This window comes from Streptomyces sp. MK37H (assembly GCF_018035285.1).
GTDB classification, from domain to species: Bacteria; Actinomycetota; Actinomycetes; order Streptomycetales; family Streptomycetaceae; genus Streptomyces; species Streptomyces endocoffeicus.
Genome location: NZ_JAAAYH010000008.1, coordinates 15,203 through 32,574, shown reverse-complemented (window position 1 = coordinate 32,574; position 17,372 = coordinate 15,203). Strand labels below are relative to the sequence as shown.

The following is a 17,372-nucleotide window of genomic DNA, read 5'->3' as shown; positions in this document are numbered from 1 at the left end:
TTGGACCATCGAGGGCCTGCACGTGGTTCAGGCGAGGCGGCCCGTGGCACCCGGAGATGACACTTTTTTCGTCGGGGTTCGATCCACCACGGCGGTCGGATGGTACGGGCCGGTCGGGGAGGGCGTCGGGCGCTACGTGAGCGACGTTCTGGCGCCTGAGGTGAAGGACACGGCGGTCACCGACCACGTCAGTCTGCTGGAGCAGCTGCGTGCGGCGGCTCGCAGGTGTCCGTCCGAGGTGGCTTCTTGGGCGGTCGGACCGTCGACTGCGCCGTCTGGGACCTTCACGGTCAGCTCGCGGAGCGCACTGTTGCCGAACTCCTCACCACCGTGGCTCCTCGGAAGTTCGTTCCCGCGTATGCCTCGTGGCTGACCTTGGACCTCAGCCGCATCGACAGCCCGGACGCGCTGAGCAGGGTCGCGGCCGACGGCTGGAGCTTCACCAAGTGGGGACTACGCCGCGACCCGGCAGCCCCCTCCGAGCAAGCCGCACTGCGCATGGCCCAGGCAGTCGAGCGCTACTCCCAGGCTCTCGGGGCTCCCCTCGCCGTCGACGCGGTCGGCACCTGGACGCCGTCCGTGGCACTGGCCTTCGCGCAGGCCGTCGATCCCTCTTGTCTACGGTGGCTGGAGGACCCGCTCCCGCATCACGCCGCAGACGCCTACGAATTCCTTGCGGCGACCTCGGTGCCGCTGGCAGTCGGTGAACGTGCGCACTGCGACGAGGACCCCACCGGACTGATCCAGTACATCCGTCCCAGTGCCCTGACCCTCGATGTCGTCGGGTGCGGCGGTCTGACCCGGGCGGCCCAGATCATCCCGATCGCCCAGGCCCAGGGCATCCCCGTCTACCCGCACGGTCGCTCACTCCTGCCGGGCCTCCACCTCGCCGCTGCCTTTCCCACCGTCGCCCGGGCCGTCGAGTACCGGCTCAGGTGGGAGCCCGGACGACAACGCCTCTATGAGATGCCGATCCGCCCCGAAAACGGCCATATCCGCTTGCCGGACACCACTGGTCTCGGCACCACGCCAAGGAGCACAGCATGCCCAACGCTCTGCTGAACGTCCCCGTCGAGGGCACGGTCACCCACAGCCCGGAAGGGCCCATGCTCCGCCTGTCGCAACGCCTCGACGGTCACGACACCTTTCTCACCGGGAGCCTCGACATCGCGGACACGTCCGTCCGCGTCCGCATCCTGACCCTGGACGACGTCACTGTCCTGCGCCCCACGGACAGCTTCCCTGCACCGGGCGACGGCGAGCACTGGCACGGCCGACTCCACCTGCCGCACGGATTGCGCCCGCGCAGCGTCCCACCGGACCTCAACGCCGCCGCCGGCCGGGAGGGACGATCCCTCAACGGCCTTGACGAAGCGGAGCTGCGGTACGTCCTGACGTTCCTCTCCGAGGCCACCACCAGGGACATCCGGAAGGCCCGCATCGGAGCCGTCGTCTCCACGCTGCCTGCCACTTCGGGGAGGAACCAGTGACGTCACGACCCGGACTCCTGGTCTCCGTGGACGTCGGAGGGACCCTGGGTATGGTCGACGGCCCCGGCTTGACGATGCGGCTGGTCGAAGCCTCTCCGCTGCCTCCCGCGCGCACCCGGGCGATCCTGCGGTCCAGTCTTCACACCCGACCGGCCCTGACCGACGCTCTGGTGAGCGAGGTCTGCGAAGCCGTCCAGGTGCCGACGGAGACGTTCCCGCGAGATGCGCCGCCGGCCCCGTTCAGCCTCTACCCCGGTGTCACCGAGGCCCTGCGCCGGATCAGCGCCGTAGCGACCGTGGCCACCCTCTCCAACGTGACCTGCGTCGACGCTGACACCGACGGACTGCGCACACTTCTCTCCCCGTGGGTGAGCGACTTCTTCCCGTCCTGTCGCATCGGCCACACGAAGCCCGACCCTCGCGCTTTCCAAGCCGTCACCGACCACTTCGCTACAGACCCCGGTGGCCTGATCCACATCGGAGACGACTGGGCGTGCGACATCGTGGGCGCCATCGAAGCAGGGGCGAGCGCTGTGTGGATCTCGCGCGGAAGACAGGTCCCCGACGAGTCCCTGCTCGTTGACCACGGTGTGCTCGTCGCCAATGACCTTGCGGCAGCCGCCACCCACATCCAGCACCTCGCAGCACGGAGCGCCACATGAGCCTGTTCACCGGAACCGCCAGCTACTACCGCCAGTTCCGCCCCGGCATCCCCGAAGACGTCGCCGTGGTCCTGGACCAGGCTGTCCCGACGCGCACCGAAGGCCCGCGCCGCCTGCTGGACGTCGGCACCGGCACCGGGCTGGTCGCCGAGGCGCTGCTGGACCGGTTCGACGACATCATCGCCATCGACAACGATGTCGACATGCTCACCGCGGCGGAGTCGGCGCTGCGCCCGAAGATCCCCGAAGGCTCACGCCTCTCGCTCGTCGAGAGCACCGCCGAGGACTTCGTGCCGCCCATCGGTTGGAAAGCCGACTTGGTCACGATCTGTCGCGCGTTCCACTGGCTCGACCAGGCCGCCGTACTGGCTCGACTGGACGACCAGGTCGCCCCCGACGGCGTCGTCGCCATCTTCGGCGACAGCAGCTTCTGGACCACTACGAACCCTTGGAAGGAAGCCGTCCGGGACGTCATCAAGACCTTCCTCGGCGAGGAGCGCCGTGCCGGCTCCGGTACCTTCCAGCACCACAACCGTCCGTACAGCGAGATCATGGAGGAATCACTCTTCGACCAGGTCGAGGAGGCCCGGATCCCTGTCCATCGCACTTGGACCAGGGAGAGCATCCTCGGCTATCTGTACTCCACCTCCTTCGCCGCCCCCCACCTCTTCGGCGACCGGCTGCAGGCATTCGAGACCGCGGTCATGGAGAGGCTCGCCGATTTCAGCGAGGACGACACCTTCCCGGAGGAGAACGAGTTCCTGATCCGCTTCGGGCGGCGGAGCAGGAGGTGACGCTCGACCACCCCAGACGGGCGTTCGCCGCGCTCACCGCACCGCGCGCGGCAGTCGAGCTGAGTGAACAGTCTGTCCTCTGTCTGCCGCTCGGTTCCGTCGAACAGCACGGCCCGCACCTGCCGTTGGATACCGACACCGTCATCGCTGAGCGATTCGCCCACTGTCTGGCCGCACAGGTGGCGGACCGGCACGACCTCTGGGTCGGGCCGGCCGTCCCCTACGGACTCTCGCCCGAACACGCGCGTACACCGGGGACCGTCACCCTGGACGTTCACCTGTACGCCGCGCTGGTCGGCGCACTCGTGGAGGAGTACGTCCGCACCACGTCGGCTCGGTGCGTGCTCCTCGTCAATGGCCACGGCGGCAACCGTGGCGTGCTGGAGGTGCTCATCCAGCAGCTCCGCCACAACCACGGCATCACCGCCTGGGTCCTCCACCCCGCCACCCTCGCTGCCGGTCGCGTCCCGACCGACAGCGAACTCCCCGAGGTGCATGCCGGGATCCTTGAGACCGCCCTCATGCTCGCCCTGGACCCTGACTCGGTCCGACTGGACCTCCTGCCGAGCGAGGCCCTCCCCGACCCCGGCCAGCGCCAAGCGATCAGCCGCCTTGTACTCGACCGCGGCATCACCTGGCCATGGACCTCCGACAACCCCACCCTTTCCACTCACGGCGTCATCGGCGGAGACCCGCGCAAAGCAACCACAGAACTCGGCCAGAAGCTCCTCGCAGCGGCACTCGACGCAAGCACACACGCCTTGGACCGCATCGCCACGGCCTCGTTCCCAGGGACGCCGGAGACCTCACGGAGACGCCATGCCCCTCACAGCTGAGGAGAAGCACACGTTCAAACGGGACGGCGCGGTCATACGCCGCGGGCTGATCGGCCCCGAACTGGTCCGGCGCGCCGCATCATTGGTCGAGACCTGGTACCGCGACCGCCTGAAGGCTGATGACGTCCCCGCGTACAGCCAGCGAACGTTCGCGCCCGAGTTGGGCAGTCACCCCGACATCCTCGCCCTGTATGGAGGTACGGATGCCGCCGACCTAGCTGGCGACCTCCTCGGCGACACCGCTCCCATCACGACCGCCCAGATCCAAATCCGGGTGCCGGAATCGGAGTTCCCTGGCGTGCAGCCGGAGAAGCCGATGCACGTGGACGGGGTCTCCTGCCCGCATCTCGATCCGCGAGAACTACGGACCTTCTCGCTCCTCGTCGGCGTCGTCCTCTCGGACGTCACCAGCGCACAAGACGGCGCGCTGCGCTACCAACCGGGCGGCCACCGCACCATGGCGGACTGGTTCCGCAGCGAGTGGTCGCTCGGTATGACGGAGCAGGTGCCGCCGGAGGTCGATCACGAGCAGGGTGTGCCGTTGCTCGGTGCGCCTGGCGACGTCCTGCTCATGCATCACCTTGTCCCGCACTCGGTGGGATGGAACCTCACCCCGTTCCCCAGGGTGATGGCCTACTTCCGCGTCTCCCACCCGGACCACAAGGGCCGCCGCCTCGAAGCACTGCGCGACCCGTGGCTCGACTACCCGCCGCTGACCTTCGTCCCTCAGATCGCAGCCGACAAGGAGTAGCTCATGCGCATTATCGGAACCCAAGACCTCGACGCCGCCGCTCAGGCGATCGAGGGTGGAGAACTCGTCGTCGTCCCGACCCAGCGCTGGTACATGGTCTGCGCGGATGCCAGCAACGCCCGGGCGTGCGACAGCATCATCACGGGCAAGCGCCGCCCGAGTGGCAAGCCCCTCGCTTACGTCGCCCCTTCTGCTGCTTCCTGCGAGGGCGTCTTCACCTTCAGTCCGGCGGCAAGTCGACTCGCGGCGGCTTTCTGGCCTGGCGATCTCGCGCTGCTGCTGCCGTGGAAGAGCCCGGACGACGCGGCCCGGCACGCGGCAGTCGGATCACCGGCCCTGGTCACGGTCGATCCCGGCATCCTCGGGCACCTCGCCGCGCGGGTGAAAGTGCCCCTCGCGGCCACCACAGCGAACATCTCCGGAGACGCAGGCCCGAACGACCCCGGCCCGGCCGTCACTATTGAGCAGGTCCATGCCTTCATCGCCGCTTCCGGCCTGGAGGTCAGCGTCATCGTCGACGGTGGAGTGTGCCCGGCGGCGAACCACATGACCATCGTCGATTGCTTTATGCCGGAGGCCCGGCTCGTTCGCACGGGCCTCGTCCACCAACGTGCCATTTCGGTGGCGCTCGGTACCGAGATTCGGACCGTCTGACAACCAGGCCCCTCCTGCCTGCTTGCCAGGCAGGAGGCCACCGGGGTGAACACGATGACTACGACCGGCGGCTGAGCCGCCCTTGACATGCACCCAACGAGGAATGATGAGGCGTTGCGGCGGGCCCTGGAAGACGCCTCCATGGGGCGCTGGGAGGGTCCGCAGGAGTTGCTGGCCTCTACTGGTGCCGACTGGGACCGTCGAGTCTTCCGCCTCCAAGTACTCGAGGAAGCAGGAGCTCGGCTGAGGTTCGCCGACACGTGGGCGAAGGCGGAGCCTCACTCGCCACACGCGCTGGCCCTCCTGGCAAATGTGCAGGCCCTCCGAGCGATGATCGCTGGGCATCGCGCCGGCCGGTCATTGATGGAAGAGGCGTGGGCCACCTGCCGCCTGACATTGAAGGTGTGGCCGCACGATGTGGCGCCCCTGATGGTGATGCTCGCACTGCTGCGGACCCACGCGCCGGACCGGGCGACGCTGCACCGGATTTGGGCGGAGATCAAGCAGCGCGACCCCTGGAACCGCGAGGCGCACCACGAGGTGGCCACCTACCTCTTCCTTCGGCACCACGGCCGGGCGGGGGAGGCGATGTGGTGGGCCGAGGAGCAGGCGTCCATAGCCCCGAAGGGGCTGCCGATCGCGGTCCTGCCCTTGGTTGTGGTTGCCGAAGCGCACCGATCGCGTCAAGAGCAGGACCAGACGGCGTACGGGCTGACGATCCACCCCTGGATCGACTGCCCGCAGATCGATCGCGTGCTGGACCGTTGGTGGCGATACCGCGCGCCGCGCCAGCACGCCTGCTTCGCCGATGACGCCAACTACCTCGCGCACGCCCTGTCATTCGCCAACCGCCACACCGAGGCGGCCGAGGTCTTCGACGCGATCGGCCCTTACGCCACCCAGGTTCCATGGGCCTACTGCGGCCAGGCCGACCAACTGTTTCTGCGGCACCGCGCCTGGGCCTACAGCCCGCGGCGGCGTCGGCACCCCTGAGCACTCGACCTCACGCGCGATCCACGAAGGGCGGAATCTCCATGCCTCTTGACGTCTCCCGCATCTCCGACGAGGAGCGCCTGAAACAACTCGGCTATCAGCAGACGCTCTCCCGCTCGATGTCCGGTCGGGCCAACTTCGGCGTCAGCTTCACGATCATCTCCATCCTGTCCGGCTGCATGACCCTCTACGGGTACGGCATGAACACCGGCGGCCCGGCGGTGATCATGTGGGGCTGGCTGTTCGTCGGCCTGATGACGCTGTTCGTCGGCCTGTCGATGACCGAGGTCTGCTCCTCGTACCCGACCAGCGCCGGCCTGTACTTCTGGGCGCACCGCATGGCCCCCAAGCGCTCCGCAGCAGCCTGGGCGTGGTTCACCGGCTGGTTCAACACACTCGGCCAGATAGCGGTCACCGCCGGCATCGACTTCGGCGCCGCCAACTTCCTCAACGCACTGCTCGATCTCCAATTCGGCTAGCCGCCACGCCGGGCCACACCATCACGCTGTTCGGAGCCATACTCGCCCTCCACGGTGTCCTGAACACCTTCGGCGTGCGCATCGTCGCCCTCCTCAACGAAGTCTCCATCTGGTGGCACATCCTCGGTGTCATCGTCATCTGCGGCGCCCTGGTACTCATCCCCGACCACCACCAGTCGACCGGGTTCGTGTTCGGTGAATTCGTCAACAACACCGGCTTTTCGTCCAGCGGCTACGTGGTGCTGATCGGTCTGCTGATGGCGCAGTACACCTTCACCGGCTACGACGCCTCCGCCCACATGACCGAGGAGACCATCGACGCATCCACCGCCGGGCCCAAAGGCATCGTCCGTTCGATCCTCGTCTCCCTCGCGGCCGGGTTCGTCCTCCTCTTCGGCTTCACCTACGCCATCCAGTCCTACGTCGGCGCACTCGCATCGGGGACAGGGGTGCCGCCGGCGGAGATCCTCATGAACGCCCTCGGCGCGGCGGTCGGCAAATGGCTTCTGCTCGTGATCACCGTCGCGCAGCTCTTCTGCGGCATGGCGTCGGTGACCGCCAACTCCCGCATGATCTATGCCTTCTCGCGTGATGGCGCCCTGCCCTTCTCCAGCACGTGGCACAAGCTCAACCCTGCGACGCGAACCCCCACCAACGCCGTGTGGCTCGCCACCGGCGGCGCCTTCGTCCTCGGTCTGCCCTACCTGTGGAACACGACCGCGTATGCGGCCGTGACCTCCATCGCGACCATCGGCCTCTACATCGCCTACGTGATCCCCACCTTCCTCCGGCTCCGGCAAGGCGACCGTTTCGAGCGGGGCCCCTGGCACCTTGGCTCGTGGTCCACGACCGTCGGCACCATCGCCATCGTGTGGGTGCTGGTGATCACCGTGCTGTTCATGCTGCCGCAGACTTCGCCCGTCACCGCGGAGACCTTCAACTACGCACCCATCGCGGTCGGCGTCGTCCTCGCCTTCTGCGGAACCTGGTGGCTCGCCTCGGCGCGTACCTGGTTCCTCAACCCTGCGCATCCGCGCAACTCCAGCTCGGATCGCCAGGGGGTCGGCAGAAGGGACGGAGTTCGTCGATAGGACCCCGGAGATCCGACTCGTTCGACGAAACGGCCGAAGTTGGTCGAGCGAGCACCGGAAAACCCTGGTCATCGCCGTTCAGACGCATCGGACCACGATCGACGCTGGCCGAAAATCGATCACTTAAAGTGATCAAACCTCCACATGTTGTCAGAGTCGCGTGCTCTCATTGCCAGCGCGGGGATCGTCAACGGCTCTGGACAGGAGGACTTACTTCATGGGGGTAAAGGTGGAGGCTCACGTTCGGGTCGCTGTCCCGATATGGGCGCGCCCGGGTACGGCTCGATGAGCCGCCGACGCCCGGCGCGGCGTACCGGCCGACGTAGGCCGGTACGCCGCACCAAGAAGCAGGATGAGCAGGTTGCTCTGCTGGCCACTGGGGCTGTGGCGATCGTCGTGGTGGTCACCGTCGTGCAGTGGCTGCTCGCGCACTGGTGGATCACCCTCCTCGCGGTCGTGGTCGCTGCGGTCGGCGGCGGCTTCTGGCTGCATCAAGCACGGCAGCGGGCCGAGTGGGAACGTGTCCGCGCCCGGGCCCTGCGGATGCGTATCGCTGAGTTGGACGCGCTGGATCACCGCGCGTTCGAGTTCGCGATACGCGACCTGATGCGACGGGACGGCTGCCGTGCCGAGCGGATGGGCGGCGCCGGCGACAACGCCTGCGATGTGCGGGCCGTCGATCCCGCCGGGCGTGTATGGGCCATCCAGTGCAAGCACCGCCGGGACGGAGACCGTGGCTCTGCCGTTGGTGTCGGCGTCCTACAGCAGGTCAACGGCACCGCACGGCAGATCCATGGAGCGGATATTGCCCTCGTCCTCACCAATGGCCGCTTCAGCTCAAAGGCCATCCCTTGGGGAAAGGAGCACCGGATACATCTCGTCGATCGCCGCAAGCTCGGCGAGTGGGCTGCTAGCTCCCGGCCCTTGTGGGAACTGCTGGACCGCATCCCGCCCCCACGTCGTCCAACAACCCTGTCCTGAAACTGCCGAGTGGGGCGGTGGGTGCGAGGGGAGGGTCCTGGCGGCCAGCGTAACGCCGCGAGAGCGCCGTGAAACCAGCCACTGGACAAGTGCTCTGTCGCCAATCACTGCGGATGGGGCCGTTGAGAAGTACCCGGTTCGAGCTATGCAGAGAGGCGGAATGCCAGGTGCCGAGGGGAGGACTGGCCGGATGATTTTGAACCATCAACGTCGCGGTTCTGCTAGCGGTGATCACCGCTATGCGACTGCGTCGACGCACACAGGCTCGGAGCCGGTTCGACGAGAAGATGACCGTGGTCATCGTTCTGGTCTTCGGCGTGCTGATCGCTCCAACCAGCTTCGGACAATGGATATTTAGCGTCGTGGGCCAACTCGCACAAAACATCTCGCAGACCGACGGCCGCTGAGTCCTCGACACCGTCCAAGGCTGTCGAATGTCTGTACCCGGTCGGGTACCGAGGCATGTCTGTGCTGCGGTGAGCGGCGCTTCAGCAGGTCAGCGCCGCTCTCGTGGCCTCCCCAGGGGTAGCGCTGCAGCGGCACACAGCCACTCGGACGACTACCGGCCCTGCCGCCGGAGGTGGCGTTTGGGGCGATGTACAACTTGTCGAGTCAGCCATCCAGCGGCAGTTGAGACGACGGATCCGAAGATGCCACATGCTGTGACAGCGGGGCCGTTCCCGTGGAGCGCAAACGTGGCCACACCTGCGTAGAAGGCCACGCCAAGCAACCAAAGCAGCCCGCTGAGCGCGCAGAGGGCGGCGTCGTCGCGGCGTTGTAAGCGGTCGAGCAGTAGCAATTGCTGCTGCACGTCTGAGGGAAGATCGCTATCCACGTGCTTCTCCCACGCTGCGGACGCGATGCGTGAGCAGGCGTCGCCCCTTGCCAATCTTCAACTGGCCTCCTTGCTGCAACTCACCCCAGGGCAGGCTGAGATCGCTCCAGGCAGCCCATCTGTCTGAAGCGTCGGCGCGAGACTGGCAGACCTCAGACATCGGCTCAATTCTTGTATCCTCATCGAACGCGAGAAATGAAACAGACGGGAGATGCACGCATGCCGCGCAGGATTGATCCCGAGGCGGCAGTAGCTGTGATGCGTGCGGCGGGACTGGAGCCGACGGTTCCCTATCCCGGCGCGGCAACGTGCTGGCAGTGCATCTGCACGAAGTGCGGCCAGAAGGTACAGCCGAGATACGCCAACGTCCGTCAGGGACAGAGCGGCTGTCGATACTGCGCCCGCGGGGTTGTGGAAGCGCGGCCTCTAACTCCTGACGAGGCAGTAGCTGTGATGCGTGCGGCGGGACTGGAGCCGACGGTTCCCTATCCCGGCGCCGCAAGGCGCTGGCAGTGCATCTGCACGAAGTGCGGCCGACAGGCCACCCCAGCGGTGACCAACGTCCGTCGAGGTCAAGGCGGCTGCCGATACTGCGGACTGGCGCGACGCACCAGCGATGGGAGGCGAGCGCTCGCGGTAGAAGCCGAGCAGGAGATTCGTGCGGCGGGATTCGAACCACTTTCCCAATACCCGGGCCGAGCGAGTGAACCGTGGCAGAGCAGGTGCCTGACGTGCAGGAACATCATCTACCTGCCCCTCTACAAGACACTGAGAGACGGCTGTTCCGCTTGCACACCACGCGGCATTGCAGTGTCGCGGCCAGCGCGGGTGTACGTAGTCGAAAACCACGTCTTGAACGCCGTGAAAATCGGCACGAGTCCACTTCGGAGCACGCGGCTACAGTCCCTCCACAGCTGTGGATGGACCACCTACCAGGTAACCGAGCCCGTTACGGGAGCGGCGGCCCTCGCTGTGGAACACGCCGTGCACACGAGGCTGAGGGCTGAAGGGCACGTCCCACCTCTAGCCAAGGCTGACATGGGCGGACTTGGCGGGTGGACTCAAACCTATGACGCGGCCAGCGTCCCGGCTGCTCGATGCTGGCACCTCGTGCGAGAAGAGTGCGAGAAGCAGGCCACGTATCGCGTGACGGCTCAGTTGGCTGACAACGGCGACTAACTTCTGTGGCAGAGGCCATCAGTTCGCTGGGGGCAGACGGCAAGTGGCCACGAATGACTGGCCAACGTGTGCAAGGGCATGTCAACGTGGACGACCTTCTCGTAAATCCCCAGGTCAAAGAGGTGATTGCCCGTGACTGAGGCACCCCCGAGTCCCGGATTCTCCACCACCATCGAGGCTCTGCGGTTGCGTGAGTGGCAAATTGGCCCGGGCGAGCCCATGCTCGTGATGGATCAGTTCTCCGCCGACGATTTCAACCTGGTCGTGGACGACCGCGCGGACGTGCACGTCAACTCGAAGGATGGCTGCTTCTATCTCGGGTGGTTCCCGGCCGGGCGCCCTGGCACCGATCGCGAGGGATGGAAGATCGCCGTTACCGGCACGGCCGAGGTGCGCGGTTACCAGATCTCCTTCGGCACCGAGACGCCGGCCGATGTCGTCGCCGCCGCTGTGACTCGCGTGCTGGAGACCTCCCGGCAGGCGTGATGCCGAGGATCGAGTCGCAGGCCCGCAACTGGAGGCTGCTCTCCGCCCACCCCGGCCTCACGGCCGTGATTCCACCCCGTCTTGCCTCGTGCCAGGAGGCTGACTGTGGCGTACGGAGATTTCCGTCGCTGACCTCATCGACGTTGTCCGCGTGCACCCGGGCATACCAGTGCGGCATGTGATGAGTCTGTTTTCCCGATGCCGCCCCACCTGGCGCACGTCGCCCAGGCTACGGAGCAACCGGGCGGCCCGTAATTCCCCACCAGCCCCTGGAGGCGTTCCTGCATTCCGACTTCCCGTTCGACCCGTCCACCTCGACCAGCGCCCCGTCCGCGTACTGGGTCGGCCCCCGGCATCTGGCTGGTGACGACGGGCGTCTCTACGATGCCGTCGCTGAGATGCTTGCTGACCTAGGTTGGACGAGCGTGACGATCGTCCGTGGACGGCAGGAGTTGGACGAGGTGCCGGAGGACCGTCAGGTTCTGCCCAGCATCGTCCTTCACATCAGCCCCGACACCCTCCGGTGGGCCCAGTGGATTCTGCCGGACGAGCCCTTCCACCTGGGGAGTTTGCCGATCGCCTGGCAGGTCTCCGCTCGTGCGGACACGAGCAGCCCGCTCGCGCAGTGGTCGGCCTACTTCACCCGCGATGTCCCCGGCGAGGTCCTCGCTGACTTTCTCGTCGCGCTCGACGCGCGCGATCAGCCTGCCGTACCGCTTGGCGGCCCCGAGCTGGTCGTCGACGCTGTTGCGGCGCATGGTTGGCTGCGCGACGTCGACCAGCCTGGGGTGAGGGCAGTGGATCCGACCTTCGCCTCCCATGTCCGCCTTGGTGAGGTGCCGCCTCTCATTCAGGATGCCGACCCGCTCGCTCTCGTGGCCGAGGCTGATGAGGCGGTTCTGGCTGGGTGGCAGGCGTGGGCTGAGCCGGTGTTTGGCGCTGGCTATTTGTGGGCGGCGTCGTTTGGCGCCAGCGTGCCGCACGACCTCGTCGCTGCGTTCGCCGATTCCCTCAGTTCCACCGCACCGGTCCTGCGTCGGGTGCTGCCCGAGAGCACTCAGGACCGGCTGTTGCGAGCGCCAGCCGATTGACGATCGGCTGCTCCTCCTCACCTGGCGCGACGAGCCCGGCCTCCTCGAACGAGGAGGCCGGGCTCGTCGCGCACAAGGTCCGCGGCTATGACCGTCCGCGGCGAGCTGCGGATCGGCCCTGTGTCTGCTGCCACGTGTGGTGGGCGGCGTGCTGAGCTGTGTGGGCTTCGGTTGCCGTGGGGTTGGTGGCGGCCGGTAGGTCGGCGGTTCGGCGCAGACGCCATACCAGTACGTCGCTTACGGATTCCGCCGTGGTGAGTTCGCGATGCTGGGCAGCGTCGGTCAGGAGAGATGTGGGGTCGTGGCCGGCGTTCTCGGCGTCGGTGAGGGTGGCGGCGAGCGCGTACCAGCCGGGCTCGGCGAGGACCTGCTCCGCCAGCTCCGGCACAGCTTCGCGCAGTACTGCCGTCTGCTGCTGGAGGAGCGGGCGGCCCAGGCGCCGGCCTCGCTGGTAGAGGACACCGAGGGGCTGGGCCGCGGCGGCCTGGTAGGCGGCCCGCAAGTGCTCGGCAGTCTGGCGGGCGGCGGCAGCCTGCTGGGCGTGTCCCGTCTTCGCGTGCCAGTGGGCGGCGGCGGTGATGAGGAAGAACATCATGTCGATCGCCATCGCGATGGTCGCACCGTCTTCTCCGAGGCCCAGGGCGGGTCCGCTGTGGATGAGGTCGCGGGCGGCTTGTCGCAGTGCCCGGTCGTGGCCTCGCTCGGCCCGGATATGGGAGCGGGAGGCGCGCTCGAACGACGTGGCGGCCTTGCGTAGTTCACCTCGCGTGTGGGCAGCGGAGGTCTTCGCGAGGGCGTCCAAAACCTCGCCGCTCGCGGCGATGTGCGCGGCGGCGAGGCCATCGTCGCCGTGCTCGACGAACAGCACCGCGTCCCATGCCGCCGCTGCTGTTCGCCGACGGGCGGTGGCCGGTATGCCCGGCACGTTACGGACGGGAGCATCTTGCCTGGTGTCCTGGTCGTGGGCGTCGCCGGACCTGTCCCTGCCCCGGATCCGGGGCAGGGACAGGTCCGGCGCGAGGCGCGCGCCAGGGTAGAACACCGGCTCGTCGTCCTTGTTGCGGTCATCGGGCAGGGCGACCTTGTAGCCGAGCAGGTCTCCGGAGGGGGCGAGGCGCTTGCGGATCAGCACGCCGGAGGCGGCCAGCCGGTCGAAGAACTCCTCCTCGCTGGTTGTGCCAGACACTGCACGGCGCACCGTCTGACGAAGTTCTTCCCGCGCGGTGCGTTCTCGGCCTTGGCGTTCGGCCTTGTGGCGCTCGGCGCTGGTCGGTCGCCGGGCGGCGGTGCCGTCGCCCTTGTTGAGGCGGCGTAGGCCCAGCTCCGCTTCGAGGGCGCGGGCCTGGGCTTGGACGCGGGCGGCGTCGTGGTTGAGGTCGGGCTTGTAGCCGTCTTCGCGGGCGAGGGTGGCGACGATGTGGATGTGGTCGTCGGCGTGCCGGACGGCTATCCACCGGCATCCAGCACCTTGCTCGGGGTCGTCGATACCGGCAGCGGCGACCATCCGACGGGCTACCTCGCTCCACTCCTCGTCTGCCAGGATCCGGTCCTCGGCACTGTTGCGGACGGACAGGTGCCACACGTGCTTCTTCGGCTGCTGCGCCTGGTCGATGTTCTCGACGGGCTGGTCCAGAAGCTGTTGGAGCTGTTTGAGGGTGGTAGACCGGTCTCGGCCGGGGTCGGGGGCGTTGTGGTCCCAGGAGGCGACCAGATGCGGGTCGATGTGCTCTTCGTGCTTCCCGGGCCCGTACAGGTAGTACAGGAGCCCGATGGTGCGCTGGCCGCGCTTCTGTATCCGGGGGATCATGCTCGCTGTCCGATGTGGGCCGTGGGAGTGGTGGCGGCGGGGCTTCGTGGGGAAGCCAAGTCAGTGCTGGTCCAGCAGCCGGTCGGTGGCTGCCTGTACGCGGGTCACGGCGCGCTGGACCGCTGCGACGACTGCGTCGATCTCCGCTGGCTGGCCGCCGGAGTTGATGACGCGGGCGATCTGGTTGAGGTTGTTGCCGACCTGTCCGAGGTGTCGGCGGGCGGCGAACATCTCGGCGACCAGCTCGCGGTGGCCTGCGATGGCGGCGGCGGTGTTGTCGAGGTCGTGTGCGGCGGCGAGGCCGCTGCGGGCGAGGAAGGCCGGAAGGCTCGTACGGGTTGCGCCGGCGGCAGCGGAGAGCAGGGTCTTCTCGTCGTCGTTCAGGCGGACGCTGCACACGTAATCGCGCTTGTGCGAAGGCGGCTTGGGTGAGCGTTTGCGCGAGGTCTTTTTCGCGTCGCGGCGCTTGCGTGGTGACGGCTTCTCCTCCGGCTGCGATCCGCCCTCGGCCGTTGCCCCACGGACCAGCGCCCCCCGGTGCTGGTCCGCTCCCGCCGCTCCCGGGGCGGGCTCTGGCCAGGCCGCCTTCCCCGACGGGGAAGAGTGTCGTGGCGGATAACTTGCTGTGCTTGTGGCCAGGCTGGTGGTCTTCGGTCGCGTGTGGTCGGTGCTTGCGTGGTGTGCCTGATGCATGAGTGCTCTCCGGCTGTCTGGTTTGTGGCGGGCCGTGTGCTCTGGCGGTGCAGGGCGCGCGTGGACGGAGATGGGGACCGGGCTGGTGAGCGGTCGCCCTGCGCTCCGGATCGGGCTCAGGACGGGGACCGGTCCCCAACCCCGTAGCGCATCGGTTCTGGGGACCGCGTGCTTGTTGATCCCCGGGGTGCTGGTCCCGGAAGGGCGGAGACGGTGGTTTCGGTCCCCACGGAATCGACTTCGGGACCCATGGAGGGACTGCTTTTCGCCGCCTCGTACGCGCGGTGACCTGGTGCTTTGCCGGGGACCGGTCCCCGTATCCGATACGTCCGTTGGGGGCCGGTCCCCGAATCGAGTGGGGACCGTTCGCTGTCTGGTGGGGACCGGTCCCCACCCTCGGTGGGCTCGGTCCCGAAACGGTCGTCTGTGCTTGCGCGGTCCCCCTGCGTCGGTCCCGGACGGTTCTCAGGCTGTCGGGGACGGTCCCCAGACCCCAGTCGGTCCCCGATGGTGACGGAGCCGGTCCCGTACCCGGATGGCAGCGCTCCCCAGATTGGCCTTGCGGCGACCGGACCTCGCTGAAGTTCAAGCAGGGCTGTGACGTCGTCGGTCGGGGCCGGTCAGGATGACGCGTTCGGTCATCTCAGCGAGGCGAGAGGCGACCCGGTCGCCGAGCGCGGCGCGTAGCTCGGCGGTGGGAAGGTTGGTGGTGATCAGCGTCGGGCGCAGGTGCTCGTACCGGTGGTTGATCAGCCGGTAGGTCAGCTCCTCGGTCCACTCGCTCGTCTTGGCCGCGCCGAGGTCGTCCAGGAGCAGCAGCGGGCAGCGGGCCAGCGTCTGCAGGTCGCGTTCGGCGTCGTGCCCGGCTCGCGGGCGGAGGCGGGCGTGCAGGTCGGCGGTGGTGGTGGCTTCCCAGCGCAGGCGGACGCCCAGGCGGAGGAGGGCGCGGATGGCGCCGTACGCCTGGTGCGTTTTGCCAGTGCCGGTGGGGCCGACGATCAGTAGCGACGGGCCCTCGGCGATGCCGGGGCCGCCGGGACCGGGGCGTCCGGCGCGGGCGACCTGGTCCGCCCAGGCGGTGACCTGTGGGTCGTCGGCCATGGCGCGGCGGTAGCGGGCGGGGATGCGGGCGTCGGCGAGCTCCAGCGCGGTGACGGCCGGCTCGGTTGGTGGTTCCTCGGCTGCGGTGGTGGGGTCGATACCGCGGTCGGCCAGGATGCCGTTGAGGCGGTCGGCGAGCGGACCGACGTGATGGGGCGCGCGGGTGAGGGTGCCGGTCAGAGCTCTTCTCCGTAGGCGGCAGCGATGTCGGCAGGGTTCGTCCACGGCCTGTGGACAGCCGACGTGGCGGGTGTGGTGTTCATGCCTCGTGCACCAGGCTCGGCAGGAGGCTGGCGTGTAGCCCCTTGGCGTGGTGCCGTTCGAGCCCGGACCGGATGTGCGCAGGGACGATGCCCTCGTCGAGCAGCTTGCGCACCTCCCGGCCGAGGTGGGCCATGACGTCCTTGGGCGGGCGGTGGGTGCAGGCGGCGGCGTACTCGCCGATGAGCTGCCGAGTCGAGACGGTGTCGGGTGCGGGGGCGCTTGCGCCCCCGAAGGGGTAGTTCCTAGATCCAGGTTCCTAGGTCCTAGATCCGGACCATGAGGTGTCACTGTCGCCGCAGGGAGTCCTCCGGGCTCCTTCACGGAGGACTCCGTGAAATCCACCTGACCTGCGGTTTCGGTACCGGTGCCTGGATTCACCGCATGCTCCGGCGCCTTGCCGGAGCCTTCACGGAGGGTTCTGTGAGACGACGGTGCGGGCTCCGTGACGCTGCACTCTGCGGCGCGCTCGACGGTCCTCGGCACGGCGTCGGCCGGAGCATCGTGGTGCGGGCAGCCGGGGAGACGGCTCTTGCTGGGCCGGTTGATCTTCTGATGCTGCTGCCAGGTGACGATGTGCAGGTAGCGCTTGTGATCCGGGCCCTGGTAGCGGCAGATCAGGCCAGCGTCGGCGAGCTGGGCGGGGTCCTCCTCGACGTAGGCGGGGGTGTGATCCGGCCGCAGAACCCATAGCTGTCCGGCGATGATCGCGGCGTGGTCGCGGTGACGGCCCTGGTCGTCAACCTGCGTGAGCAGACCGAAGAAGGTGCGCTCGGCGGTCAGGGTGACGGCGGCAAGGGACTCGGAGACGAAGGCTTCGGGCTTGATGGTGCGGATTCGTGCCAAGGGGGGTGTTCCTCATTCGGTTACCGGTGGGCAGGCGCCCACGGAAGCCGTCGGTCAGGGCGGTATGGGGGCAAGGGCAGGTAGCAGGCCGACAGTTGGCGCGGGATGCGCTGCTAGCCGGTCGCGATTCCTGGGGGTGTCGTCAACATAGCCACACCCAGGTCGGGCAAGTCCAGCCCAATCCGATCGAATCTCTGACGGCAGAAAGGCTCCCGGGAATCGGTCGGCAAAGGGCGGTGCGAAAACGGTAGGGCACGATTCGCGGTTGACGAAATAGTTGCCCTGGACGCCGAGCCAGAAGGATCACATCGCCAAGTCGTTGACGAGCTTCCGGTGGGGAAG

14 protein-coding genes and 2 pseudogenes are annotated in these 17,372 nt (G+C 67.8%); 12 read left to right on the top strand and 4 right to left on the bottom strand.

Annotated features, from left to right (window positions below):
* The first annotated feature begins 246 nt into the window (after positions 1-246).
* The 12 genes and pseudogenes from GWI24_RS02715 to GWI24_RS02660 all read left to right on the top strand — a co-directional run bounded on the left by GWI24_RS02715 (position 247) and on the right by GWI24_RS02660 (position 12,322).
* Positions 247-1,062 carry an enolase C-terminal domain-like protein gene (locus tag GWI24_RS02715; RefSeq protein WP_210944277.1) on the top strand — a complete coding sequence of 272 codons (816 nt, stop codon included), beginning with the start codon at positions 247-249 and terminating at the stop codon, positions 1,060-1,062.
* Complete coding sequence (locus GWI24_RS02710; protein ID WP_210944276.1) at positions 1,044-1,490, top strand: hypothetical protein; 447 nt, start codon at positions 1,044-1,046, stop codon at positions 1,488-1,490. Before GWI24_RS02715 ends, GWI24_RS02710 begins: the two co-directional genes overlap by 19 nt.
* Positions 1,487-2,152 carry an HAD family hydrolase gene (locus tag GWI24_RS02705; protein WP_210944275.1) on the top strand — a complete coding sequence of 222 codons (666 nt, stop codon included), beginning with the start codon at positions 1,487-1,489 and terminating at the stop codon, positions 2,150-2,152. Before GWI24_RS02710 ends, GWI24_RS02705 begins: the two co-directional genes overlap by 4 nt.
* On the top strand, positions 2,149-2,946 hold the full coding sequence (locus tag GWI24_RS02700) for a trans-aconitate 2-methyltransferase (protein ID WP_210944274.1): 798 nt from the start codon (positions 2,149-2,151) through the stop codon (positions 2,944-2,946). Before GWI24_RS02705 ends, GWI24_RS02700 begins: the two co-directional genes overlap by 4 nt.
* Entirely contained in the window at positions 2,943-3,782 is an 840-nt protein-coding gene (locus GWI24_RS02695; protein WP_210944273.1) for a creatininase family protein, read from the top strand. The genes GWI24_RS02700 and GWI24_RS02695 overlap by 4 nt, the downstream gene beginning before the upstream one ends.
* Entirely contained in the window at positions 3,766-4,533 is a 768-nt protein-coding gene (locus tag GWI24_RS02690) for a phytanoyl-CoA dioxygenase family protein (RefSeq protein WP_210944272.1), read from the top strand. Before GWI24_RS02695 ends, GWI24_RS02690 begins: the two co-directional genes overlap by 17 nt.
* Before the next feature lie 3 nt (positions 4,534-4,536).
* Complete coding sequence (locus GWI24_RS02685; protein WP_210944271.1) at positions 4,537-5,187, top strand: L-threonylcarbamoyladenylate synthase; 651 nt, start codon at positions 4,537-4,539, stop codon at positions 5,185-5,187.
* 429 nt (positions 5,188-5,616) lie between these two features.
* The gene (locus GWI24_RS02680; RefSeq protein ID WP_247615773.1) at positions 5,617-6,180 is read left to right on the top strand and encodes a hypothetical protein; all 564 of its coding nucleotides are present in this window, start codon (positions 5,617-5,619) and stop codon (positions 6,178-6,180) included.
* Positions 6,181-6,221: 41 nt separating this feature from the next.
* Positions 6,222-7,750: pseudogene (locus GWI24_RS02675) on the top strand (amino acid permease).
* Between the two features lie 285 nt (positions 7,751-8,035).
* A complete protein-coding gene (locus tag GWI24_RS02670) occupies positions 8,036-8,731 on the top strand; it encodes a restriction endonuclease (protein ID WP_210944297.1) in 696 nt (231 codons plus the stop codon).
* A 2,146-nt stretch (positions 8,732-10,877) separates the two neighbouring features.
* Positions 10,878-11,231, top strand: coding sequence for a DUF317 domain-containing protein (locus tag GWI24_RS02665; protein WP_210944270.1), 354 nt, complete (start codon positions 10,878-10,880; stop codon positions 11,229-11,231).
* A 269-nt stretch (positions 11,232-11,500) separates the two neighbouring features.
* Positions 11,501-12,322 carry a DUF317 domain-containing protein gene (locus GWI24_RS02660; RefSeq protein ID WP_210944296.1) on the top strand — a complete coding sequence of 274 codons (822 nt, stop codon included), beginning with the start codon at positions 11,501-11,503 and terminating at the stop codon, positions 12,320-12,322.
* A gap of 85 nt (positions 12,323-12,407) precedes the next feature.
* Here the strand turns inward: GWI24_RS02660 and GWI24_RS02655 are convergent, their stop codons facing one another.
* The 4 genes and pseudogenes from GWI24_RS02655 to GWI24_RS02640 form a co-directional block, all read right to left on the bottom strand.
* Positions 12,408-14,129 (bottom strand): relaxase/mobilization nuclease domain-containing protein, encoded by a 1,722-nt coding sequence (locus GWI24_RS02655; protein WP_210944269.1) that lies wholly within the window; start codon positions 14,127-14,129, stop codon positions 12,408-12,410.
* A gap of 60 nt (positions 14,130-14,189) precedes the next feature.
* Complete coding sequence (mobC, locus tag GWI24_RS46465; protein ID WP_308343381.1) at positions 14,190-14,528, bottom strand: plasmid mobilization relaxosome protein MobC; 339 nt, start codon at positions 14,526-14,528, stop codon at positions 14,190-14,192.
* Positions 14,529-15,407: 879 nt separating this feature from the next.
* Positions 15,408-16,103, bottom strand: a complete 696-nt coding sequence (locus GWI24_RS02645; RefSeq protein WP_210944294.1) for an ATP-binding protein — start codon at positions 16,101-16,103, stop codon at positions 15,408-15,410.
* Positions 16,100-17,030, bottom strand: a pseudogene (locus GWI24_RS02640) (hypothetical protein). The gene GWI24_RS02645 and the pseudogene GWI24_RS02640 overlap by 4 nt, the downstream one beginning before the upstream one ends.
* Positions 17,031-17,372: the final 342 nt, after the last annotated feature.